The sequence below is a fragment of the Acidocella sp. genome (assembly GCF_027352905.1).
GTDB lineage: Bacteria > Pseudomonadota > Alphaproteobacteria > Acetobacterales > Acetobacteraceae > Acidocella.
Map to the genome: position 1 here is coordinate 1 of NZ_DAIEIF010000023.1, position 20,930 is coordinate 20,930.

Annotated in this window: 22 protein-coding genes and 2 pseudogenes; 12 read left to right on the top strand and 12 right to left on the bottom strand. The window is 66.4% G+C overall.

From position 1 onward, the window contains the following. From pyrH to M7H45_RS03480, 4 genes and pseudogenes are all read right to left on the bottom strand, one after another. A pseudogene (gene pyrH / locus M7H45_RS03465) lies at window positions 1-94 on the bottom strand (UMP kinase); the annotation flags it as partial. A gap of 76 nt (window positions 95-170) precedes the next feature. Next, window positions 171-1,076 (bottom strand): translation elongation factor Ts, encoded by a 906-nt coding sequence (gene tsf / locus M7H45_RS03470; protein ID WP_298214746.1) that lies wholly within the window; start codon window positions 1,074-1,076, stop codon window positions 171-173. 96 nt (window positions 1,077-1,172) lie between these two features. Continuing rightward, the gene (gene rpsB / locus M7H45_RS03475) at window positions 1,173-1,937 is read right to left on the bottom strand and encodes a 30S ribosomal protein S2 (RefSeq protein ID WP_298214747.1); all 765 of its coding nucleotides are present in this window, start codon (window positions 1,935-1,937) and stop codon (window positions 1,173-1,175) included. Window positions 1,938-2,182: 245 nt separating this feature from the next. Then, entirely contained in the window at window positions 2,183-2,503 is a 321-nt protein-coding gene (locus tag M7H45_RS03480; protein WP_298214749.1) for a hypothetical protein, read from the bottom strand. A gap of 139 nt (window positions 2,504-2,642) precedes the next feature. Between M7H45_RS03480 and M7H45_RS03485 the strand changes: the two genes are divergently transcribed. Beyond that, the gene (locus M7H45_RS03485; RefSeq protein ID WP_298214750.1) at window positions 2,643-3,554 is read left to right on the top strand and encodes a LysR family transcriptional regulator; all 912 of its coding nucleotides are present in this window, start codon (window positions 2,643-2,645) and stop codon (window positions 3,552-3,554) included. 79 nt (window positions 3,555-3,633) lie between these two features. Here the strand turns inward: M7H45_RS03485 and M7H45_RS03490 are convergent, their stop codons facing one another. From M7H45_RS03490 to M7H45_RS03515, 6 genes are all read right to left on the bottom strand, one after another. Beyond that, window positions 3,634-4,416, bottom strand: a complete 783-nt coding sequence (locus M7H45_RS03490; protein WP_298214751.1) for a succinate dehydrogenase iron-sulfur subunit — start codon at window positions 4,414-4,416, stop codon at window positions 3,634-3,636. Between the two features lie 15 nt (window positions 4,417-4,431). Further along, entirely contained in the window at window positions 4,432-6,243 is a 1,812-nt protein-coding gene (sdhA, locus tag M7H45_RS03495; RefSeq protein WP_298214752.1) for a succinate dehydrogenase flavoprotein subunit, read from the bottom strand. Between the two features lie 13 nt (window positions 6,244-6,256). Then, complete coding sequence (gene sdhD / locus M7H45_RS03500; RefSeq protein WP_298214753.1) at window positions 6,257-6,664, bottom strand: succinate dehydrogenase, hydrophobic membrane anchor protein; 408 nt, start codon at window positions 6,662-6,664, stop codon at window positions 6,257-6,259. A 5-nt stretch (window positions 6,665-6,669) separates the two neighbouring features. Beyond that, window positions 6,670-7,107, bottom strand: coding sequence for a succinate dehydrogenase, cytochrome b556 subunit (sdhC, locus tag M7H45_RS03505; protein ID WP_298214754.1), 438 nt, complete (start codon window positions 7,105-7,107; stop codon window positions 6,670-6,672). Between the two features lie 104 nt (window positions 7,108-7,211). Next, the gene (locus M7H45_RS03510; RefSeq protein WP_366145507.1) at window positions 7,212-7,856 is read right to left on the bottom strand and encodes a 50S ribosomal protein L11 methyltransferase; all 645 of its coding nucleotides are present in this window, start codon (window positions 7,854-7,856) and stop codon (window positions 7,212-7,214) included. A gap of 1 nt (window position 7,857) precedes the next feature. After that, the gene (locus tag M7H45_RS03515; protein WP_298214756.1) at window positions 7,858-8,115 is read right to left on the bottom strand and encodes an accessory factor UbiK family protein; all 258 of its coding nucleotides are present in this window, start codon (window positions 8,113-8,115) and stop codon (window positions 7,858-7,860) included. 47 nt (window positions 8,116-8,162) lie between these two features. Between M7H45_RS03515 and rfaD the strand changes: the two genes are divergently transcribed. The 6 genes from rfaD (at window position 8,163) to M7H45_RS03545 (ending at window position 13,454) form a co-directional block, all read left to right on the top strand. Then, the gene (gene rfaD, locus M7H45_RS03520; protein WP_298214757.1) at window positions 8,163-9,146 is read left to right on the top strand and encodes an ADP-glyceromanno-heptose 6-epimerase; all 984 of its coding nucleotides are present in this window, start codon (window positions 8,163-8,165) and stop codon (window positions 9,144-9,146) included. Further along, a complete protein-coding gene (gene lgt / locus M7H45_RS03525; RefSeq protein ID WP_298214758.1) occupies window positions 9,143-9,955 on the top strand; it encodes a prolipoprotein diacylglyceryl transferase in 813 nt (270 codons plus the stop codon). The genes rfaD and lgt overlap by 4 nt, the downstream gene beginning before the upstream one ends. A 22-nt stretch (window positions 9,956-9,977) precedes the next feature. Continuing rightward, window positions 9,978-10,871, top strand: coding sequence for a class I SAM-dependent methyltransferase (locus M7H45_RS03530; protein ID WP_298214777.1), 894 nt, complete (start codon window positions 9,978-9,980; stop codon window positions 10,869-10,871). After that, window positions 10,868-11,605 (top strand): peptidoglycan editing factor PgeF, encoded by a 738-nt coding sequence (pgeF, locus tag M7H45_RS03535; protein WP_298214759.1) that lies wholly within the window; start codon window positions 10,868-10,870, stop codon window positions 11,603-11,605. The genes M7H45_RS03530 and pgeF overlap by 4 nt, the downstream gene beginning before the upstream one ends. Continuing rightward, window positions 11,596-12,492: a hypothetical protein gene (locus tag M7H45_RS03540; RefSeq protein WP_298214761.1), complete on the top strand. Its 897-nt coding sequence runs from the start codon at window positions 11,596-11,598 to the stop codon at window positions 12,490-12,492. The genes pgeF and M7H45_RS03540 overlap by 10 nt, the downstream gene beginning before the upstream one ends. 302 nt (window positions 12,493-12,794) lie before the next feature. Beyond that, window positions 12,795-13,454 carry a CatB-related O-acetyltransferase gene (locus M7H45_RS03545; protein ID WP_298214763.1) on the top strand — a complete coding sequence of 220 codons (660 nt, stop codon included), beginning with the start codon at window positions 12,795-12,797 and terminating at the stop codon, window positions 13,452-13,454. A gap of 6 nt (window positions 13,455-13,460) precedes the next feature. Here M7H45_RS03545 and M7H45_RS03550 read toward each other — a convergent pair whose 3' ends face one another. Continuing rightward, on the bottom strand, window positions 13,461-14,123 hold the full coding sequence (locus M7H45_RS03550) for a tyrosine-protein phosphatase (protein WP_298214779.1): 663 nt from the start codon (window positions 14,121-14,123) through the stop codon (window positions 13,461-13,463). A 64-nt stretch (window positions 14,124-14,187) separates the two neighbouring features. Between M7H45_RS03550 and M7H45_RS03555 the strand changes: the two genes are divergently transcribed. Genes M7H45_RS03555 through M7H45_RS03565 form a run of 3 tightly spaced genes read left to right on the top strand, consistent with a single transcriptional unit; the run spans window position 14,188 to window position 18,332 of the window. After that, a complete protein-coding gene (locus tag M7H45_RS03555) occupies window positions 14,188-15,930 on the top strand; it encodes an ABC transporter ATP-binding protein (protein WP_298214765.1) in 1,743 nt (580 codons plus the stop codon). 14 nt (window positions 15,931-15,944) lie between these two features. Then, entirely contained in the window at window positions 15,945-17,060 is a 1,116-nt protein-coding gene (locus M7H45_RS03560; RefSeq protein ID WP_298214767.1) for an MFS transporter, read from the top strand. A gap of 54 nt (window positions 17,061-17,114) precedes the next feature. Next, window positions 17,115-18,332 carry an MFS transporter gene (locus tag M7H45_RS03565; RefSeq protein ID WP_298214769.1) on the top strand — a complete coding sequence of 406 codons (1,218 nt, stop codon included), beginning with the start codon at window positions 17,115-17,117 and terminating at the stop codon, window positions 18,330-18,332. A 1-nt stretch (window position 18,333) separates the two neighbouring features. Here M7H45_RS03565 and M7H45_RS03570 read toward each other — a convergent pair whose 3' ends face one another. Then, window positions 18,334-19,341, bottom strand: a complete 1,008-nt coding sequence (locus tag M7H45_RS03570) for an NAD(P)/FAD-dependent oxidoreductase (protein WP_298214771.1) — start codon at window positions 19,339-19,341, stop codon at window positions 18,334-18,336. A gap of 59 nt (window positions 19,342-19,400) precedes the next feature. Here M7H45_RS03570 and tsaE point away from each other — a divergent pair, with 59 nt between their 5' ends. Together tsaE and M7H45_RS03580 are read left to right on the top strand one after the other, a co-directional pair. After that, entirely contained in the window at window positions 19,401-19,841 is a 441-nt protein-coding gene (gene tsaE, locus M7H45_RS03575) for a tRNA (adenosine(37)-N6)-threonylcarbamoyltransferase complex ATPase subunit type 1 TsaE (protein ID WP_298214773.1), read from the top strand. Beyond that, window positions 19,831-20,930: pseudogene (locus M7H45_RS03580) on the top strand (double-strand break repair protein AddB); the annotation flags it as partial. The gene tsaE and the pseudogene M7H45_RS03580, both read left to right, overlap by 11 nt.

The window sequence follows — 20,930 nt, forward strand, 5'->3', positions numbered from 1 at the left end:
CCATGTCAGTATCAAGCCCGTAATCGCGCTTGCCCATCAGGGCCTCGCCGGAAACCTTCAGCAGAACGCGCTTATATTGGGGGGTGCTGGTCATGTGACGTCCTTATAGGAAGGGCGGTGCCAAGCAAAATGCCCGGACCGCCCCATGGGTAGCGCAAAGGCGTAGAGGATTAAACCCCGGCAGCCGCCGCAACTTCAGCCGCGAAATCAGAGACTTCCTTCTCGATGCCTTCGCCGAGCGTAAAGCGCACGAAACGGCTCAGATTGGCGCCAGCCTTCTTCACCACGTCCTTCACCTTGCTCTCGCCGTCATGCACCCAGACCTGCTCCAGCAGCACCACATCCTCGTAGTACTTCTTCACACGGCCTTCGACCATCTTCTCGATGATGGCTTCGGGCTTGCCGGAGGCGCGAGCCTGCTCGGAGAGCACATTCTTCTCGCGCTCCAGCGCGGCGGGGTCGACTTCGGTGACGGACAGCGCATCCGGGCGGGTGGCGGCGACATGCATGCCAATCTGGCGGCCCAGCGTCTCCAACGCCTCGTTGGCGTTGCCTTCCAGGCCGACGATCACGCCGATCTTGCCCAGGCCCGGCTTCAGCGCGCCATGAATATAGGCGGCGGCGGTGCCGCCCGGCACGTTGATAACAGCCACGCGGCGGACATTCATGTTCTCGCCGATGGTGGCGACCATGTGCACAGCCTCTTCCGCGACGGTGCGGCCGGTGCCGGGATAGGCCGCGGCCTTCAGCGCCTCGACATCCTCGCCGGTGGTCAGCGCGACCTGGGCGACGGTCTCAACGAAGTTCTGGAATGCCTCGTTACGGGCCACGAAGTCGGTCTCGGCATTGATCTCGACCATGGCGGCCTTGCCGGGCGCCAGCGCCACGCCAACCAGGCCTTCGGCGGCCACGCGGCCAGATTTCTTGGCGGCGGCGGACAGGCCCTTCTTGCGCAGCCAGTCGATCGCGGCTTCCTTGTCACCGTCGGTCTCAATCAACGCCTTCTTGCAATCCATCATGCCAGCGCCGGTGGTCTCGCGCAGGTCTTTCACCAGGGCAGCGGTAATTTCGGCCATGTGTTCGCTCCTTGAAATATGTTCGCGCGAGGGCTGACCGCCCCCGCGCGTTCTTGAATAAAATCCGGCCCGGACGCGCGGGGCGCCCGGCGGGACTCAGGCTTGCGCCTCCGCCGGCACCCCATCCAGCACCGGCTCGGCGGCGGCGCCGAGATCAACGCCCGAGGCGCCGAGTTCGGCGGAGATGCCGTCCAGCACCGCCCCGGCAACCAGATCGCAATACAGGGTGATGGCGCGGATCGCGTCGTCATTGCCCGGAATCGGGTAGGTGACGCCCTCCGGGTCGGAATTGGAATCGAGAATGGCGACGACCGGGATGCCGAGCTTGTTGGCCTCCTCGATCGCCAGCTTCTCTTTGTTGGTGTCGATGACGAAAAGGATGTCGGGCAGGCCGCCCATATCCTTGATGCCGCCCAGAGCGCGCTGCAATTTCTCGCGGTCGCGGGTGAAATTCAGGATCTCTTTTTTGGAGTAGCCCTGGGTCTCGCCCGCCAGCATGTCATCCATCTGGCGCAGGCGTTTGATGGAGCCGGTGATGGTTTTCCAATTGGTGAGGGTGCCGCCCAGCCAGCGATGGTTGACATAATACTGGCCGCAGCGCTGGGCCGCGTCGGCCACGATTTCGGCGGCAGCCCGCTTGGTGCCGACGAAAAGCACGCGCCCGCCAGCCGCGGTGACATCGCGGATCGCCTTCAACGCCCGCTCCATCAGCGGGACGGTTTGCCGCAGATCGATGATGTGGACATGGTTGCGCACGCCATACAGATACGGCGCCATGCGCGGATTCCAGCGGCGCGTGTTGTGGCCAAAATGCACGCCCGCCTCAAGCAACTGGCGTAGGGAAACCTCTGGAAGTGCCATCGGCAATTCTCTCCTATCTCATCCGGTTGATCCTCCGCGGGGGAGCACCTTTCTAGAAGGCACCGGACCTTACAGGCTGCCGCCCGGACAGGCCCCCGCGTGTGAATTTGCCCGCACCATGCGGGCGCGGGCGATATGGCTTAATTTCGGCGGCAATTCAACCCGTTCGGGACGCAACACAGCAAACCGGCCCGGCTATGCTCAGCCAGGCCGGTTTATGTCCTTACGGATCGCGCCGAATTCGCTTAATTGGCGTAAATGTCAACGACGCTGCCATCCTTGCTGGCGGTGCCGTTCCAGCCGTTATGGACGGGGGTTTGCGCCGGGGCGGAGGTCGGTGTCATCAGCTCCGGGCGCGGATTGATCGCGGTCGGCGCGTAGGGGCTCATCTGGATCTCGCTATAACCTTGCTGGCGCAGCTGATTGGCGAGCTGGGCCTGGCTCTCCACCCCGTTGGTATTGACGTGGACGGCGGGAGCGCGGCAAACGAGCTGATTGCAGGCCGCCATTGCGGGTGTCACCCCGGCGAGCGCGGCGATAAACGCGGCTGATGCAAGAAAACGCATTGTATTACCCTTTCGATGAGATATAATTCTGAAGTGTCGCCGGGGCGCCATCCTCATGGAGCCTAGATAGGCCGGGACCCCGCCGGCGATAATGACAAAAATTAACCACACACTATGAACTGAATGTTCTTAATTTCTCATGGATCGTCTCGCCGAAATCACCGCTTTCGTTAAGGTCGCGCAGACGGGCAGCTTCACCGAGGCGGCGCGGCAGCTGCATGTGTCCGCCACCATCGTCAGCAAGCATGTGCGGCTGCTGGAGGAATGGCTCGATGTCCGGCTGTTCAACCGCACGACCCGCCATGTCTCCCTCACCGAGATCGGCCATGAGGTTTATGAACGCTGCGCGGACCTGCTCAACCAGTTTCACGACCTCGAATCCATGGCGGGGCGGTGGCGGGGCGTGCCCCGCGGCGTGCTGCGCATCAGCGCGCCGCTTTCCTTCGGCGGCGGGCCGCTGGCCTCCCGGCTGCCCCGCTTCACCGAGCTCTACCCGCATGTGACGATCGACCTCACGTTGATGGACCGGTTCGTGGATGTGGTGGAGGAAAATTTCGACGCCGCCATCGCCATTGGCGATCTCCCGGATTCCAGCGCCAAAACCCGGCTGTTGAACCGGCTCGAAAACGGCATCTACGCCAGCCCGGAATATCTGGAGGCGCACGGCCCGCTGCGCACCCCGGCGGATTTGGCGTCTCATAATTGCCTGCTGCATATTGGCGGGCCGCTGACGGATGTCTGGGACCTTACCGGCCCTGACGGCGAAACCCGCCATTATAAAGTGAGCGGGACGCTGCGCACCAACAGCACGGTGGCGCTGTTGACCTCCGTTCTGCTGGGCCAGGGCGTGATCCTGCTGCCCGAATATCTCGTGGCGGAGGCGCTGGCCCGGGGCCGGCTGGTGAAATTGCTGCCCGAATATAAAATTCCAGACCTGCCGGTCCGCGTGGTCTATCAGGCAGGCCGGCACGTACCGATGAAGGTGCAGGCCTTCATCGATTTCGTGACCGAGGCCTTTGGCCGCTCCTCCGCCTTCGCGGCCCTGGATTAGAGTGTTTTTTTATCAAATGAAAACACTCTAATCTTGTTTAACTCGCAATTTCAATCGGTTGATTTGAAGCCTTATTGCTCTAACCCAGGCGTTCGAGCATCAACTGCCTGATCCGGCCGATCGCCTGGGCCGGGTTGAGGCTCTTCGGGCAGGTCTGGGTGCAATTCATGATCGTGTGACAGCGATAGAGCTTGAAAGGGTCCTCAAGCGCGTCCAGCCTCTTGCCGGTTGCCTCGTCCCGCGAATCGGCGATCCAGCGATAGGCCTGGAGCAGCACCGCCGGGCCGAGATAACGGTCGCCATTCCACCAATAGCTGGGGCAGGCGGTCGAACAGCAGAAGCAGAGAATGCATTCCCACAGCCCATCCAGCTCGGCCCGCTCCTCCCGGCTTTGCAGCCGCTCGGCATCGGGCGGGGGCGGCGTCTCGGCTTGCAGCCAGGGTTCGATGGAGCGCAGCTGCGCGTAGGGCATAGAGAGATCGGGCACCAGATCCTTCACCACCGGCATATGCGGCAGCGGGTGGATGCGCACATCCCCCTCGATCTCCGCGATGGGCTTGAGGCAGGCGAGCGTGTTGGTGCCGTCGATATTCATGGCGCAGGAACCGCAAATGCCCTCGCGGCAGGAGCGGCGGAAGGTGAGCGAGCTGTCGATCTCATTCTTGATCTTGATGATCGCGTCGAGCACCATCGGCCCGCATTTGTCGAGATCGATCTCGAACGTGTCCATCACCGGGTTCTGCCCGTCATCCGGGTTCCAGCGATAGACCTTGAACGCCTTCACGCGCTTGGCGCCGGGCGCGGCCTTGTGGGTCTGGCCCTCGCCGACCTTGGAATTCTGCGGAAGTGAAAATTGAGCCATATCAGCCACCTTCCCTTAATAAACGCGCTTTTGCGGCGGGAACACGGAAACCTCGTTGGTGAGGGTCTGCATCTTCACCGGACGGTAGGTGAGCTTGACCTCGCCCTTATCCGAGACCCAGGCCACCGTGTGTTTCAACCAGTTCACATCGTCGCGCTCAGGGTAGTCGTCATGCGCCTGGGCGCCGCGGCTCTCCTTGCGGGCTTCCGCGCCTACCATCGTCGCCACCGCGTTGCCCATGAGGTTCTGCAATTCCAGCGCCTCCATGAGGTCGGAATTCCAGATGAGAGACTGGTCGGTCACGTTGATATCGTCCAGCCCGGCCCAAAGCGCCTGCATTTTCTGGACACCCTCACTGAGGGATTTGGAATTGCGGAACACCGCCGCGTGGCTTTGCATGGTCCGCTGCATCTGGTCGCGCAGCGCCGCCACCTTGGTGCCGCCCTTGGCATGGCGGGTCTTGTCGAACCGCGCCAGCGACGCCTCGCCCGCCCCGGCGGGCAAATTGGGCTGCGAGGCGCCGGGCGTGATGATCTGGGCGGCGCGATGCGCGGCGGCGCGCCCGAACACCACGAGATCGAGCAGGGAGTTGGTGCCGAGCCGGTTGGCGCCATGCACAGAGACGCAAGCCGCCTCCCCCACCGCCATCAGGCCCGGCACCACCGCGTCCGGATTGTCCGGCGTGGGCCGCAGCACCTCGGCATGATAATTGGTGGGGATGCCGCCCATGTTGTAATGCACGGTCGGCAGCACCGGAATCGGCTCCTTGGTCACGTCCACCCCGGCAAAAACCCGCGCCGTCTCGGAAATGCCGGGCAGGCGCTCGTGCAGGATATCCGCGCCCAGATGCTCAAGATGCAGTAGGATATGGTCCTTATGAGGGCCGACGCCACGCCCCTCATTGATCTCGATGGTCATCGAGCGGGAGACGACATCGCGCGAGGCGAGGTCCTTGGCGGTGGGGGCGTAGCGTTCCATGAAGCGCTCACCCTCGGAGTTGGTGAGGTAGCCGCCCTCGCCGCGCGCGCCCTCGGTGATCAGGCAGCCCGCCGGAAAAATGCCGGTGGGATGAAACTGGACGAACTCCATATCCTGCACCGGCAGCCCGGCGCGGATGACGAGGCCGCCGCCATCGCCCGTGCAGGTATGGGCGGAGGTGCAGGAGAGATAGGCGCGGCCATAGCCGCCCGTGGCTAGGACCACCATCTGGGCGCGGAAGCGGTGGATGGTACCATCCTCCAGGCACCAGGCCATCACGCCCCGGCAGGCGCCCTCCTCATCCATGATGAGATCAAGGGCGAAATACTCGACGAAGAACTCCACCTCGTGCTTGAGGCTCTGCTGGTAGAGCGTGTGCAATATGGCGTGGCCGGTGCGGTCGGCGGCGGCGCAGGCCCGCTGGGCGGGCTCCTTGCCGTAATATTTCATATGGCCGCCGAAGGGGCGCTGATAAATCTTGCCCTCCTCGGTGCGGGAGAAGGGCACGCCGAAATGCTCCAGCTCGTAGATGGCCGGCACCGCCTCGCGGCACATGAACTCGATGGCGTCCTGATCGCCCAGCCAGTCCGAGCCCTTGACGGTGTCGTACATATGCCAGCGCCAGTCATCCTCGCCCATATTGCCGAGGGCGGCGCCGATGCCGCCTTGGGCCGCCACCGTATGGGAGCGGGTGGGAAACACCTTGGTGATGCAGGCCGTTTTCAGCCCGGCGGCGCCCATGCCGAGCGTGGAGCGCAGGCCGGAGCCGCCCGCGCCCACCACCACCACGTCATAGGTGTGGTCGATGACGCGATAGGCGCCGAAGGAGGGTTTGGAAATCGCATTCATGATTGGCCCTCGTTCAGGAGAAAGCGAGTTTGAGCACGGAGGCGGCGGAGATCAGCGCCAGGAAGAGAATGACACCCTTGGCCACCAGCATCAGCATCAGCCGCGTGGCCTCGCTGGGCACGTAATCCTCCAGGATCACCTGCACGCCGAGGGCGAGGTGGTAGAAAAGCATGGCGATGAGCGCGAGGAACAAGGCGGCGTTCCAGGGCTCGGCCATATAGGCCGCCATGCGCGCCTGATCAGCGCCGAGCAAAAGGATGACCGAGACGACGAAATAGAGCGAGAGCGGCACCAGGGCCACAGCCGTCATGCGCTGGACCCACCACTGCCCGATGCCGGATTTGGCGGAGCCGAGGCCGCGCGCCCGGCCAAGCTGGCTGCGGCGGATCTTGATGGACAGGTTCTTGTCTTCAGCGTTCATGTCGATCACCACACCAGAAAAGCTATGACCCAGAAAACCGCCGTGAGCACGATGGCGCCCACAAAGACCAGCGTGCCGGTGCGGTGCATCGTGGGCAGGTCGAACCCCTTGCCCGCATCCCAGGCCAGGTGGCGCAGCCCGTTACAGAAATGGTAAAACAGCGCGAGCGTGAACAAAAACAGCAGCGCCAGCCCGACCCAGGAGGCGAAAAACGCCTGGATGATGGAGAAGGCTTCATCGCCGGAGACGGCGCAGACCAGCCACAGCGCCAGCAAAATAGTGCCGGCGCCCAGCGCCGCGCCCGTGATCCGGTGGAGGATGGAGGTCAGCGACGATATCTGGAAGCGGTAGGCATCGCCGAGCATAAAGGGAGAAAGCGGCCGGCGGACAAGCTTGCCCTCGGAATTGCGCCCAATCATCAGGGCTTCGCGGACATCCTTCATGGGAACCTTTCTTTCAGGTCGTTGCAGCCGTCAGGTTAAAGCTGCTTAGTCCCCGCCAGCAGCACGGTCAACGGAGCCGCGCCCCGCCCAGCCCCGCCCGTTATTCATGCCGCCACGCGGTAGATGGCGACGATCCGCTCGCGCCGGTCTTCCAATTCCAGGCTGGTCGGCACCTGGTATTCGGCGAGTTTTTCTCCCGGCGCGGCGGGAATGTATTTCCGCCCGGGATCGGCGAGAAGCACGATACTGCGTCTCGCCTGCCGCCGCAGCCAGGGGATGATGCGCGCGCTCATCCCCGCCTCGTAGCAGATATCGCCCGCGATCAGCACCTCCCAATCCCCCTCCTCCCCCACCACATCCCCGGCGCGGGCGGCGATCTCCACCCGGTTCAGCCCGGCATTGAGGCTGATCGCCGCCACCGCCGCCGGGTCGATCTCCGCCGCCGCCACATGGGCGGCCCCGGCCCGCGCCGCGGCGATGCCCGCCAGCCCGCCCCCCGCGGCGAAATCCAGCACCCGCCGGCCGCGCACCAGGCCGGGATGATCGGTGACATACCGGGCCAGAGCCTCCGAGCCCGGCCAGGCGAAGGCCCAATAGGGCGGGGCGATGTTGTGCTGCTCCAGGAACGCCTCGGTGGCCTGCCAGAGCGGCGTCAGCTCCGTGGCGAGGTAAAGGCGGATCTCCGGCACCAGGGCGGAACGCCCGGGGGCGAGATGCGTTGCGATGAACCCCTGATAATCCGCCATCATCTCAAGGCTTGGCGGATTTCAGTTCCTCCTCCAGCGCCGCGACGCGGCGCTCCAGCGCCTCCGCCTGGGCGCGGGCCCGCCGGGCCAGCTCCGCCATCGCCTCGAATTCCTCGCGGGGCACCAGATCGAGCCGGCGCACCATCTCCTCCACCCGCGCCCGCGCCAGGGCGCTGATCTCCTCGCGCAGCCCGGCGATGGCCGAGACGGCGCCGCCCGCCACCCCGGCGAGATCGTCAAAGAATTTCGCCCGGCCGCTCATGTCTGTGCCCCTTCTCTGTTGCCGTTTCTCTCCATATAACGCGCCGCATGATATTGGTCACGGGCGGCGCGGGATTCATCGGCTCCAACCTGCAGGCGGCGCTCACCGCTGACGGGGCGGAGGTCGCCATTGCCGACTGGCTCGGCCATGAGGGCCAGAAATGGCGCAACCTCCAGCATCACCCCCCCGCGCAGATCGTGGCGCCCGGGCAACTCGCCGAGTTTCTCGACCGCGACGTGCGGATCACCGCCATCGTTCATCTCGGCGCCATCTCTGAGACCACCGCCACGGATGCGGATCTGGTCTGGCACACCAATGTCACCCTGAGCCAGAAACTCTGGCGGTGGTGCGCGGAGCGGCGGGTGCGCTTCATCTACGCCTCCTCCGCCGCCACCTATGGCAATGGCGAGGCCGGGTTCGACGACGACATGTCCCTGCCCGCCTTGCAAAGCCTGCGCCCGCTCAACCTCTATGGCTGGAGCAAGCACGCCTTCGACCTCTGGGTGGCGCGCCAGGTGGCCGAGCGCGCCCATAACCCGCCCCATTGGGCCGGGTTGAAATTCTTCAATGTCTACGGGCCGAACGAATACCATAAAGGCGGCATGATCTCGGTGGTGAAGGTCAAGCATGACGAGGTCATGGCGGGCGGCCCGGCCCGGCTGTTCAAATCCACCACCCCCGGCCTGGCGGATGGCGCGCAGAAACGCGACTTCATCTACATCGACGATGTCGTGGCGGCGCTGAAATTCCTGCTCGCGGCGCACGAGGTCGGCGGAATCTTCAATCTCGGCACCGGCACGGCGCGCTCTTACGCCGAGCTCGCCCGCGCGGTCTGCGCCGCCAATGGCGTGCCGGAGCGGATCACCTTCATCGACATGCCCGCCGCGCTGCGCGGCCAATACCAATCCTTCACCGAGGCGCGGATGGACCGGCTGCGCGCCCTGGGCTTCAGCCACCGCTTCACGACGCTGGAGGATGGGGTGGCCGCCTATGTCCAGACCTATCTCCGCCAGGCCGATCCCTACCGATGAGCCATCCCATCATCCTGCCGGTCTTTCCGCGCGGCTTTCATCTCGGCCCGGTTTTCATCCATTATTACGCCCTGGCCTATATCATCGGCCTGCTGCTCGGCTGGCGGCTGGTGCGGCGCATGGCCGCGCGCCAACCCGTCGCGGCCAGCGGCCCGCTGGTGGATGATTTCCTCACCTGGGCCGTGCTCGGCGTGATTCTGGGCGGGCGCGCGGGCTATGTGCTGTTCTATCAGCCGCTTTATTTTCTCACCCACCCCCTCGCCATTCCCGCCGTGTGGGATGGCGGGATGAGTTTTCATGGCGGGTTTCTCGGCGTCACCGCCGCCATCCTGTTATTCTGCCGTAAATACGGCCTCCATCCGCTGCGCTTTGCCGATCGCATCGCCGTGGCGGTGCCGATCGGCCTCTTTCTCGGCCGCTGCGCCAATTTCATCAATGGCGAATTATGGGGCCGGGCCGCGCCGCCCGGTTTTCCCCTCGCCATGGTCTACCCCGCCGACCCCTACCAGCTGCCCCGCTACCCCTCGGAGCTGATCGAGGCGAGCCTGGAAGGCGTCGTGCTGTTTTGCGTCATGCTCGCCTGCGCCCGGTCGCATTCCATCAGGGCGCGGTCCGGGCTGCTGACCGGCATCTTCCTCACGGGCTATGGCATCGCGCGCATCATCGGCGAATGTTTCCGCGAGCCGGACCCGTTTCTCGGCTTCCTGCCCTTCGGCACCACGATGGGCCAGCTGCTCTCCATCCCCATGGTCCTCGCCGGGCTGGGGCTCATCCTCTACGCGCTGTGGTCCCGGCGTGCCGCCGCCTGAGCCCGAGCGTTTCGACCATTTCATGGCGCGGGCCAACGCGGCCTATTACGCAAGCGGGCGCTTCGGGCGGGATTTCGCCACCGCGCCGGAGATCACCCAGGTCTTCGGTGAATTGCTGGGCGCCTGGGCCAGGATCGTCTGGCAGATGCTGGGCGCGCCGGAGAATATCCTCCTGGCCGAGGCCGGGCCGGGGCGCGGCGTGCTGATAGCGGATGCGCTGCGGGCATGGCCCGCGCCCCGCGTGCATTTCATCGAGACCTCGCCCGCCCTGCGGGCCGAGCAGGCGCGGCGGGTGCCGGGCGCGGTCTGGCATGAGGGTCTCGCCACCATCCCGCCCGGGCCGCTCATCCTGCTCGCCAATGAGTTTCTCGACGCGCTGCCGGTGCGCCAGTTCATCCGCCGCGAAACGGGCTGGATGGAACGCCATGTCGCCCAGGGCGCCTATGTGGAATTGCCGGCGGACTACCCCCTGCCCGACGATCCGCCCGGCAGCGTGCGGGAGGTGAACGAGGCGGCACTCGCCTTTTGCCGCCAGTTGGCGGCGCGCGGCGGCATCGGCCTGTTCATCGATTACGGGCCGGCGGAAAGCGCCGCGGGCGAGAGCGTGCAGGCCATCCGCGCCGGGCGATACGCCGATCCGCTGACGCATCCGGGCGAGGCGGATATCACCGCCCATGTGGATTTCGCCGCCATCAGGCGGGCCGTGCCCGCCCAGGGGCCGGTGAAGCAGAACGCTTTTCTCACCGCGCTCGGCCTCTATCAGCGCAGCGATCAGCTGGCGCAGCGCCATCCCGCCCGGGCGCTGGATCTGCGCCTCGCCGTGCAGCGCTTGACGGCGCCGGAAGCCATGGGCAGCCTGTTCAAGGTGCTGGCGGTTTGTCCGGCGCATCTGCCGCCTCTGCCAGGATTCGCATGACCGCCTTTCTCGCCGCCGCCCTGCCCGCCCGGCACGGTTTCTTCACCCGCCAGGGCGGTGTCTCCACCGGCCCCTTCGCCAGCCTGAATTGCGGTTTCTCCGCGGATGATCCGGCGCGGGTGCGGGAAAACCGGGCGCGGGCGGTGGCGGCGCTGGGCCTGCCCGCGGCGGCGCTGCTGGGGCTCAAACAAGTGCACGGGGCCGAGGTCGTCACCGTCACCGCCCCCTGGGCCGAGGGCGAGGGCCCGGTGGCGGATGCGTTGGTCACCGCCCAGCCCGGCCTCGCCCTCGGCATCATCACCGCCGATTGCGCCCCGGTGCTGCTCGCCGCCGATAACGGGGCCGTCGGCGCGGCGCATGCGGGCTGGCGCGGGGCGGCCGCCGGTGTGCTGGAGGCGGCGGTGACGGCGCTGCGGCGGCTGGGGGCGCGGCAGATCGCGGCGGCGATCGGCCCTTGCATCCATCAGGCGAGCTACGAGGTGGGCGAGGATATGCGCGCGCAAGTGGCGGGGGAGGACGCGGAGGCCGCCAGCTTCTTCGCCCCGGCCCGGCCCGGCCATTACTGGTTCGATTTGCCGGGCTATTGCGCGAGCCGCCTGGGCCGCCTCGGCATCGAGGCGGACATCCTGCCCCACGACACCTGCGCCGACGAGGCGAATTTCTTCTCCTACCGCCGCAAGACCTTGCGCGGGGAGCCCGCGACAGGGCATCAGATCGCCCTCATATGCGCGTGAAACATTTTTCCCTGGCCGCCGCCCTGCTGCTGGCGGGGTGCGGCACCTTGCCCCAGCCTTTTCATGGCAATCCCGGCCCGGAGGCGGCGCGGCTGGCGGTGCCGCCCCCGCCGGTGCTCTACGTGCCGCCCCCCACCGGGGCGCTGCTGGGCGACGATACCGCCCCGGTCTTCGCGCAGGATCTCGCCGCCGCCCTGGCAAATTACGATGTGCCGAGCGTGGCGGGCGCGCCGCCGAAACATAATTGGCGGTTGCGGGTGACCGCCGCGCTTACCGGCGATGAGATCGTCCCGGCCTATGAGGTGCTCGGCCCCGACGGCAAAAGCTATGGGAAGATAACCACCGCGCCCGTGCCGGCGCAGGGCTGGGCCGAGGGCGGCTCCCCGGTTCTCGCCGGCATCGCCAAGCGGGACGCGCCGGCGCTCGCCCAGCTGATGACGCGGGTCAACGCCACCATCCAGCAGAGCAACCCGCAATCCCTAGCCAACCGCACGCCGCGCATCTTCATCGGCACCGTCGCCGGCGCGCCGGGCGATGGGAATACATCGCTGCCCGCCGATCTCGCGCGGGCGCTGCCCAGCCCGGATCTGCAAGTCGTCACCGACCGGAGCAAGGCGGATTTCACCGTCACCGGCACGGTGAAGAGCAGCCCCGCGCCCCAGGGGCAGATCCAGGTGGAGCTGGACTGGGTGGTGCGCGATACCAATGACCGCATCGTCGGGCAGGTGACGCAGATCCACGCCCTCAACCCGGGCGATGTCCAGCCTTATTGGGGCGATGTCGCCGCGGCGGCGACGCAAGAGGCGGCCGGGGGCATCCAGACGGTGGTGGAGAACGACCGGCTTAAGAAAGCCAAGGCCGCCCTCCCCGCGCCGCACGCGGACTAATTTATCGACTATATTTAAAGCCTTATGATTTTATGTAATCTATTACTGCGTCGCTCCTATTAGAGAGAAATACTATAAAAAAATTATCTGAAGAATATCTAATTTCGCGTTATTGGACTTTTGGCCATAAGAACAAGGCACCTGTAACCCATTTTCTTAGATTTCTCTCGGATGGTACAATCGGACGGTATGATCATCCCAACGAAAAATTATGGAAATTAGAGGATGATACTTTAACGTTAATGAATAAGGATCGACAACCCACCTCGCATTTCCTCGTAACAGCCGGAGAAGAGGACGGCTTGGAATTGTCCGGCAAAAACATTGCCAACGATAAGATAGCCCTTTTTATTAAAGAAACGAACGAGGCATGTTGGCCTCGACGTCCTGGCACAAAAGATCATTTTTTAGACCAAATCGTAAAACATGGGTGGGAGATCGGGGATCATAGCTATGGTAAGCCAGCCCTTATTGATCCAACACCCGCGACAAAAGTTAAAATAGGCCGATTTTGTTCTTTCGCTGGCGGGATAAGATTTGGCATGTCCGACCACAAGACTGATTTGGTTACAACATATCCTTTTAAAGCGTTAGCCAATTTTTGGCCTTCAGTTCCTAATGTTCAAGATCATGTGTCTAAAGGCAATATAATCATAGGCAATGATGTTTGGATCGGGTCAAACGCATTTATAATGTCTGGCGTAACGATAGGGAACGGAGCTGTCATAGCTGCAGAAAGTGTTGTGACAAAAAATATACCTGCTTATGCCATTGCGGCTGGGGTGCCGGCTCGCATTGTTAAATATCGTTTTGATCAGAAAACCATAGAAGCATTAGAAGATATTCGCTGGTGGGATCTACCTGATCCCGTAATTGATAGTTTTTTGCCTTTAATAATGTCTAATAACGTTTGGATACTAATCGACGCTGTACGCAACTGGCGTGTCACTAATAATAAATAATTATTATTACTCCCGCCGCAAAAGCTTGCCGTTGATGAATTCCGCCACGCGTCCGGCCCGGAAGGCCTGGCGCAGCTCGTTTTCATCATAATCCTCGCGCACCCAGTCCAGAAACGGTTTCCGCCCTTCCCCCGTCTGCTGGTAGAGCCGGAAAAACGCGTCCAGCACCCCGGTTTTGGAGTGGCGGAGATGGCCGTGGCGCAGCGATAACTGCCGCATCGCCGCCGCCGCGCCGCCGCCCTGGATGAGGATATAGAGCCCTGCCGCCAGCCCGGCGCGGTCCGCCCCGGATTTGCAATGGATCAGCGCTGGCGCGCGCATGGTGGCGAAGATCTCCGCCAGGCGGAGAATCCGCGCCTTGTGCGGCGGCCCGCGCGATTCCATCGCCATGTCATAGAAATCCAGCCCGAGGCGCCGCGCCTCCTCGCGAGAGAGCGCGTCCGAGCCGTTTTTCGCCTGCCCGCGCAGATTGATCACGCTCCTGATGCCCGCCTTGCGGGCGAAGGCGCGCAGATTGCCGGGGGTGGGGTGGTTGGAGCGGTAGAGCCGGCCCGGCGCCACGACGGCGAAATTGGTCCAGAACAGGCGGAAGATGGCGTGATCCACGAAGAGCGCGTCCACCCAGGCGTTGCGCCGGCCGCGCGGGGTGGAAAGATCGCCCTTGAAGATGGTGTCCATGGCCGGGTCTCTAGCGCATTTCTGTTCCCTCCCAAACTGTGCTTAACGCTGCGCCATGACCGCCGCCACCGCCTCGACGCCTTATCTGATCCGCCGGCTCTGGCGCGAGCATGTCCGGCATTATCGCGGCCGCATCGCGCTCATCATCCTCGCCACGCTGGTCATGTCCGGCGCAACGGCGCTTTACCCGGTGCTGATCGACTGGGCTTTCACCATGTTCGCCCGCAAGGACCCGCGCATCCTCTATCAGGTGCCGGTGCTTGTCCTCGTCGTCACCTCCATCAAGGGGGTCTCGATGTATGCCCAGGCGGTGCTGACCCAGGACATGGTGCTGCTGATCATCCGCCGGCTGCAAACGGCGATGTTCGCCCATCTCACCACCGCCACCCTGGCGCGGGTGGAGCGCGAGGCTCCCGCCCAGCTCGCCGCCCGCTTCACCACGGACGCGACGGTGATCCGCGAGGCGATGACCCGCGCCGTCAACGCCGTGGCCGACGCGGCAACGGTGGTGGGGCTGGTGGTGACGATGATCACCATCGACTGGAAGCTCAGCCTCATCGCCGCGCTGATCTATCCGCTGGCGGTGATTCCGGTGCAGCGGATCGGCAAGCGCATGCGCCGGGCCTCGGGCGGCATGCAGGAACAGATCGGCCAGGCCGCCGCCATGCTGAACGAAAGCTTCGCCCAGGCGCGCACCGTGCGCGCCTACGGGCTGGAGGCGCGTGAGCGCGAGCGCGCCGACAAGACCTTCGCCCAGCTCTATCAGGCGCTGCTGCGCATGACCCGGGTGCGCGCCCGGCTGGACCCGATGCTGGAGGTGCTGGCCGGGCTGGCCGTGGCCGGGGTGATCGGGCTGGAGGGTTGGCGCAACGCCACTGGCGGGGCCGGTGTGGGCAATTTCATGGGCTTCGTCTCGGCGCTGCTCATCGCCGCCCGGCCCTTGCGCGCGCTCGGCACCATGAACGCCGCCCTCCAGGAGGGCCTGGCCGGACTCGCCCGCGTCTTCGCCGTGGTGGACGAGCCGCCCTCCATCGCCGACGCGCCCGGCGCGGCGCCGCTGCCTCCTGGCCCGGGCGAGGTGGTCTTCGAGCATGTCGCCTTTTCCTACCCCGATGGCCGGCCGGGGCTGAAGGATCTCAGCTTCCGCGCCGAGCCGGGGAGCATGCTCGCCCTGGTCGGCAGTTCCGGCGCGGGCAAATCCACCGCCCTCGCCCTCCTTCCCCGGCTTTACGTGCCGGATGCGGGGCGCATTCTCATCGACGGCGCTGACATCTCCCGGGTCACGCTGCGCTCCCTGCGCGCCGCCATCGCCTATGTCAGCCAGGAGGCGCTGCTCTTCGACGACACGATCAGCGCCAATATCCGCCTGGGCCGCCCGGAGGCGACGGAGGACGAGATCGCCGCCGCCGCCGAGGCCGCCGCCTGCGGCTTCGTCCATGACATGCCGGAGGGCCTCGCCACCCGCGTCGGCGTCAATGGCCAGCGCCTGTCCGGCGGCCAACGCCAGCGTGTCGCCATCGCCCGGGCCATTTTGCGCAACCCGCGCATCCTGCTGCTGGACGAGGCGACGAGCGCGCTGGACACCGAGAGCGAGGCGCTGGTGCAGACGGCGCTGGCCCGGCTGCGCCAGGGTCGCACCACCATCGTCGTTGCCCACCGCCTCTCCACCGTGCGGGATGCGGACCAGATCGTGGTGATGGCGGATGGCCGCGCCGTGGAGACCGGCACGCACGAGGCCCTGCTGGCGCGCAATGGCGCCTTCGCCCGGCTGGTGCGCGCGCAGGCCTTGGCCGCGTGATGCCCTGGCGGATCATGATCGCCGTCAGCGCGGCGTTCCTGGGCGCGGGCGCGTTCTGGATGTTCCTGCCCCTTCTCTCCGTCGCCTTGCGCGGCGAGGGCGTGCCGGATGCCTGGGTCGGCCTCATCTCCGGCCTGCCCTGGGCGGGGCTGCTCGCCATGTCGGGCTTCATCCCGGCCATCATCCGCCGCATCGGCCTGCAACGCATGGTGCTTTGCGGCCTCTCCGCCTCGGTTTTCATTTTCCTCGGCTTCGCGCTGACGCGCGACGTGCGGATCTGGAGCCTGCTCTGCCTTCTCCTCGGCGCGGCGCTGGCTTTGCGCTGGGCCGGGCTGGATACCTGGATGAATGGCAGCTTCCCCGCCCATCTGCGCGGGCGGCTCACCGGGCTTTATGAGCTGATCCTCAGCGGCTCGATGGCGGTAGGGCCAGGCGTGCTCGCGGCCTCCGGCAGCACGGGGCGGGCGCCCTTTTTCGCCGCCGCCGGCATTACCGCCGCCGCCACGCTGATGATGAGCCTGACGGGGCGGGAGCCACCCCAGGTTACCCAGCCCGGCGGCCAGGCCGCCCGGCGGCGGGACATCCTGCGTGGTGACCCCGCCGCCTTCATCGGCATTTTTCTGGTCGGCTTCACCGAGGCCTGCAACCTTTCCCTGCTGCCGCTTTTCGGCCTCTCGCGCGGGCTATCGGTTCATCTCTCGGCCCTGCTCGTCGTCATCGTGCAGGCGGGGGTGGCCTTCGGCGCGCTGCTCATCGGCGCGCTCGCCGATCATCTCGACCGCCAGCGGCTGCACCATGGCACCGTGCTGGCGATGATCGCGCTGCCGCTGGGGCTGCTTCTGGGGTTTGGACGGGGGGTGTGGCCCTGCCTCGCCTTGTGGGGCGTGGCGCAGGGCGGGCTGTTCACGCTGGGCATCGTGTTCCTGGCCACGCGTCATTCGGGGCTGGGTCTGGCGAGCGCCATGTCCCTTTCCATGGTGGTCTACACGCTGGGCGGCATCGCCGGGCCGCCCTTGCTCGGCGTCCTGATGTCCCTGGCCGGACCGGCGGGCTTTTCCCTCGGCCTCGCCGGGGTGGCGCTGGCCTGCGCGCTGGCGGGGCGCTCCCGCCAATTAATATCCAGGGCTTGACCTTGCTGCGCCGCACAATCACATGCAGCGCGTCTTTCGGGTGATTTTTCGGCTATGAACATCAAAACGGCAGGCGGGGGTCATACCGGGCTGGCGCTGTTCGCGCTTTCCATGGGCGGTTTCGCCATCGGCACCACCGAATTCGGCACGATGGGCCTGGTGCCATATTTTTCGCAAGGGCTTCACATCGGCATCGAGCGCGCGGGGCAGGTCATCAGCGCCTATGCGCTCGGGGTGGTGGTGGGGGCGCCGATTCTGGCTGTCGCCACGGCGCGGCTGGCCCGGCGCACCGTGCTCATCGGGCTGATGCTGTTTTTCGCGGCGGGAAATCTGCTCAGCGCCCTCGCCCCTGATTTCGGCTGGATGATGGCGTTCCGCTTCATCGCCGGCTTGCCGCACGGCGCCTATTTCGGCGTGGCCGGGCTGGTGGCGGCGGGGCTGGTCTCGCCCGCCAAGAGGACGCAGGCCATCGCCAGCGTGCTGATCGGCCTGACGATCGCCACCATCCTCGGCGTGCCGCTGGCCAATGAGATCGGCCAGGTCTTCAACTGGCGCTGGGCCTTCGCCCTGGTGGGCCTGCTGGCGGCGGCCACGGCGGGGCTGGTCTATGCGCTGGTGCCGCCGCGGGAAGACGCGCTGCACGCCCGCGACCCGCTGGCGGAACTGCACGCCCTGGGCAACCACCGCGTCTGGCTGACGCTTGGCATCGGCGCGGTCGGGTTTGGCGGGATTTTCGCCATCTACACCTATCTCGCCTCCACCCTGCTGCAAGTCACCGGGGCGCCGCCCTACATGCAGCCTGTCGTGCTGGCCATTTTTGGCCTGGGCATGACGCTGGGCAATCTCCTGGCCGCCCGCTTCGCCGACAAGGCCCTGCTGCCCACCATCGCGGGGGTGCTGGTCTGGGGGGCGGCCTCCATGGCGCTGTACCCTTTCATGACCGCCCATGTCTGGAGCATGGCGGTGGCGGCCTTTCTCATCGGCAGCGCCGGCGGGCTGGGCTCGCCCTTGCAGGCGCAGCTGATGCGCGTGGCCGGCAAGGCGCAGACCCTGGCGGCGGCGCTCAACCACAGCGCCATGAACACCGCCAACGCGCTAGGCCCGGCCTTGGCCGGGCTGGCCATCGGGGCCGGGTGCAGCCTGCCTTCCATCGGCTGGGTCGGCTGCGCCCTGGCGCTGGGCGGGCTGGGATTCTGGGGGGCGGCGGTGGCCGCCGAAAGGGCGGTCCCGTTTGGCGGGGAGGCTTCGCGCCGCAGCGCCGCCCGGGATTGATTTATGGAACGCCCTTGGTGGTGGAATATTCGAAATGCAGGGCCTTGCCGGGGTTGACGACGCCATAAATGGCATGGGCCGCCACCGCCCCCTCGGCGAAGCCCTGGAGGATGAGCTTCAGCTTGCCGGGATAGGCGGCGATGTCGCCGATGGCGAATAGGCCGGGCCGGGAGGTCTGCATCGTCGCCGGATCGACGCTGACGCGGTGCTGGGCCAGCTCCAGCCCCCATTCCGTGATGGGCCCCAGCTCCATGGCGAGGCCGAAGAAGGGCAGCAGCACATCGGCGGGCAGGCGGCGGGTCTGGCCGTCGAGATCGGCGACCTCCACCGCCGTCAGCACGCCCGCGGCGCCGTGGAGGGCATGAAGCTGGTAGGGAATCACCATCTCCACGCGCCCCTCCGCCGCCAGCGCGTCCAGCCGGGCCGCGCTCTCCGGGGCGGCGCGGAACTTAGGCCGGCGATGCACGACGGCGACGCTGGCGGCGATGCCTTGCAGGGCCAGCGCCCAATCCACCGCCGAATCCCCGCCCCCGGCGATGACCACCCGCTGGCCGCGCAAATCCTCGCGCCGCCGGACATAATAGCGCACCGCGCCCGATGCCTCATAGGCTTCCAGCCCGGCGAGAGGCGGCCGGTTGGGGCCGAAGGCCCCCGCCCCCGCCGCCAGGATCACCGCCTTGGCCTCGATCTCGTCTCCGGCGCTGGTGGTGAGCGTGAAATCCCCTGATCCGCCAGCCAGCCCGGTAACCTGGCGGCCCAGCAGCCGGGCGCAGCCGAAAGGAGCGATCTGCTCCTCCAGCCGGGCGATCAAGGCCGCCGCCTCGATGGCCGGATGGGCGGGTATGTCGTAGATCGGCTTCTCAGGATAGAGCGCCACGCATTGGCCGCCCAGCTCGCCCAGCGTATCCACCAGCACGCAGGAGAGTTGCAGCATACCGCATTCGAACACCGCGAACATGCCCGCGGGGCCGGCGCCTATGATCGCCACATCGGCGGAAATCCGTTCCATGGAACCCTGCTTTGCCCCGCCCCCCTTTCGCGATCAAGCGTCCCGCTTCAAAACATGGCATGCGGATCTTGCTGCGCGACGAGTCGGAGACGGAGAGGCTGGGAGAGCGGCTGGCGGGCATCGCCCGGCCGGGAGATGTGTTTCTGCTGGAAGGCCCGCTCGGCGCGGGCAAGTCCAGCCTGGCCCGCGCCTTCATCCGGGCGCTGATGGGCGATGCCCGCCTGCCCGTGCCCAGCCCCAGCTTCACCCTGGTGCAGGGTTACGAGACGCCGGGCGGGGTGATGATCTGGCATTATGATCTTTGGCGGCTCGACGGCCCGGCGGCGCTGCCCGAACTCGGCTGGGACGAGGCGCAGGCGGGCATCGTGCTGGTGGAATGGCCGGAGCGGCTGGGGGCGCTGGCCCCGCCCGAGGCGTGGCGGGTGCGCCTTTTCTTGGCCGGGGCCGGGCGGGAAGCCCGCATCAGCGGCGATTTGAGGAGGCTCGGCGATGGCGGCTGAGGCGCCGCGCCATTTGCGCCTGGGCGCCTTTCCGCCCGAGGCGGCGTTTCTACCCGCCCTGGCGCGGCTCTGGCTCGCCGAGACGGCGGCGCCGGAGGGGCTAATCATCCTGCCCAGCCGCCGCGCCGCCCAGGCGCTGGCGGCGGCGTTTCTCGCCGCCAATGGCGGGCGGGCGCTTTTGCTTCCGCGCATTATCGCCCTCGGCAATATCGACGAGGCCGGTCTGCTGCTCACCGCCGGCATCTCGCTGCCCCCCGCCATCGCCCCGGCGCGGCGGCAGGCCCTGCTCGCCCGGCTGATCATGCGGAAGCCGGAGGAAAGCGGCGCGCCCCAACGCCTGCCCGCGGCCTGGACGCTGGCGGCCGAACTCGCCAGCCTGCTGGATGAGGCCGACCATGCCGGGGTGGATCTGGCCGAGGCTTTGCCCGGGCTGGCACCGGAGGATTTCGCCACGCATTGGCAGCACACGCTCGCATTTCTCAACATCGTCACCCATGCCTGGCCAGCGATCCTCGAAGCGGAGGGGATGATGAATCCGGCCAGGCGTCTGGCGCGGTTGATCGAGGCGCAGGCGAGCGCCTGGGCGGCGGCGCCGCCGGCGGGGCCGGTGTGGATGGTCGCCGCCGAGGGCACCCCCGCCATCGCCCGCATGGCGGGGGTGGTGGCGGCTCTGCCGCGCGGGCGGCTGATCCTGCCTGGCTTCGACCCCCATCTCGGCGACGCCGGCTGGGAGGCGGTGGAGGATTCGCACGCCCAGGGCGGCATCGCCCGCCTGCTCGCCGATATCGGCGCGCGGCGGGAGGAGGTGGAGGCGCTGCCTGCCCAGGCCGGGGCGGTGCCGGCGGGGCGGGCCGCCCTGCTCTCGCGCGCTCTGTTGCCCGCGGCGGCGCTGGAGCATTGGCAGCATCCCACCGCCCTGGAGCTCGACGGTATGTCCCGTCTGGAGACCGGCGATGAGGCGCAGAACGCCATCGCCATCGCCATGGCGCTGCGCGACGCGCTGGAGGTGCCGGGGCAGAGCGCGGCGCTCATCACGCCGGACCGCGCCCTGGCGGCGCGGGTGGCGGCGGCGCTCAAGCGCTTCGGCAT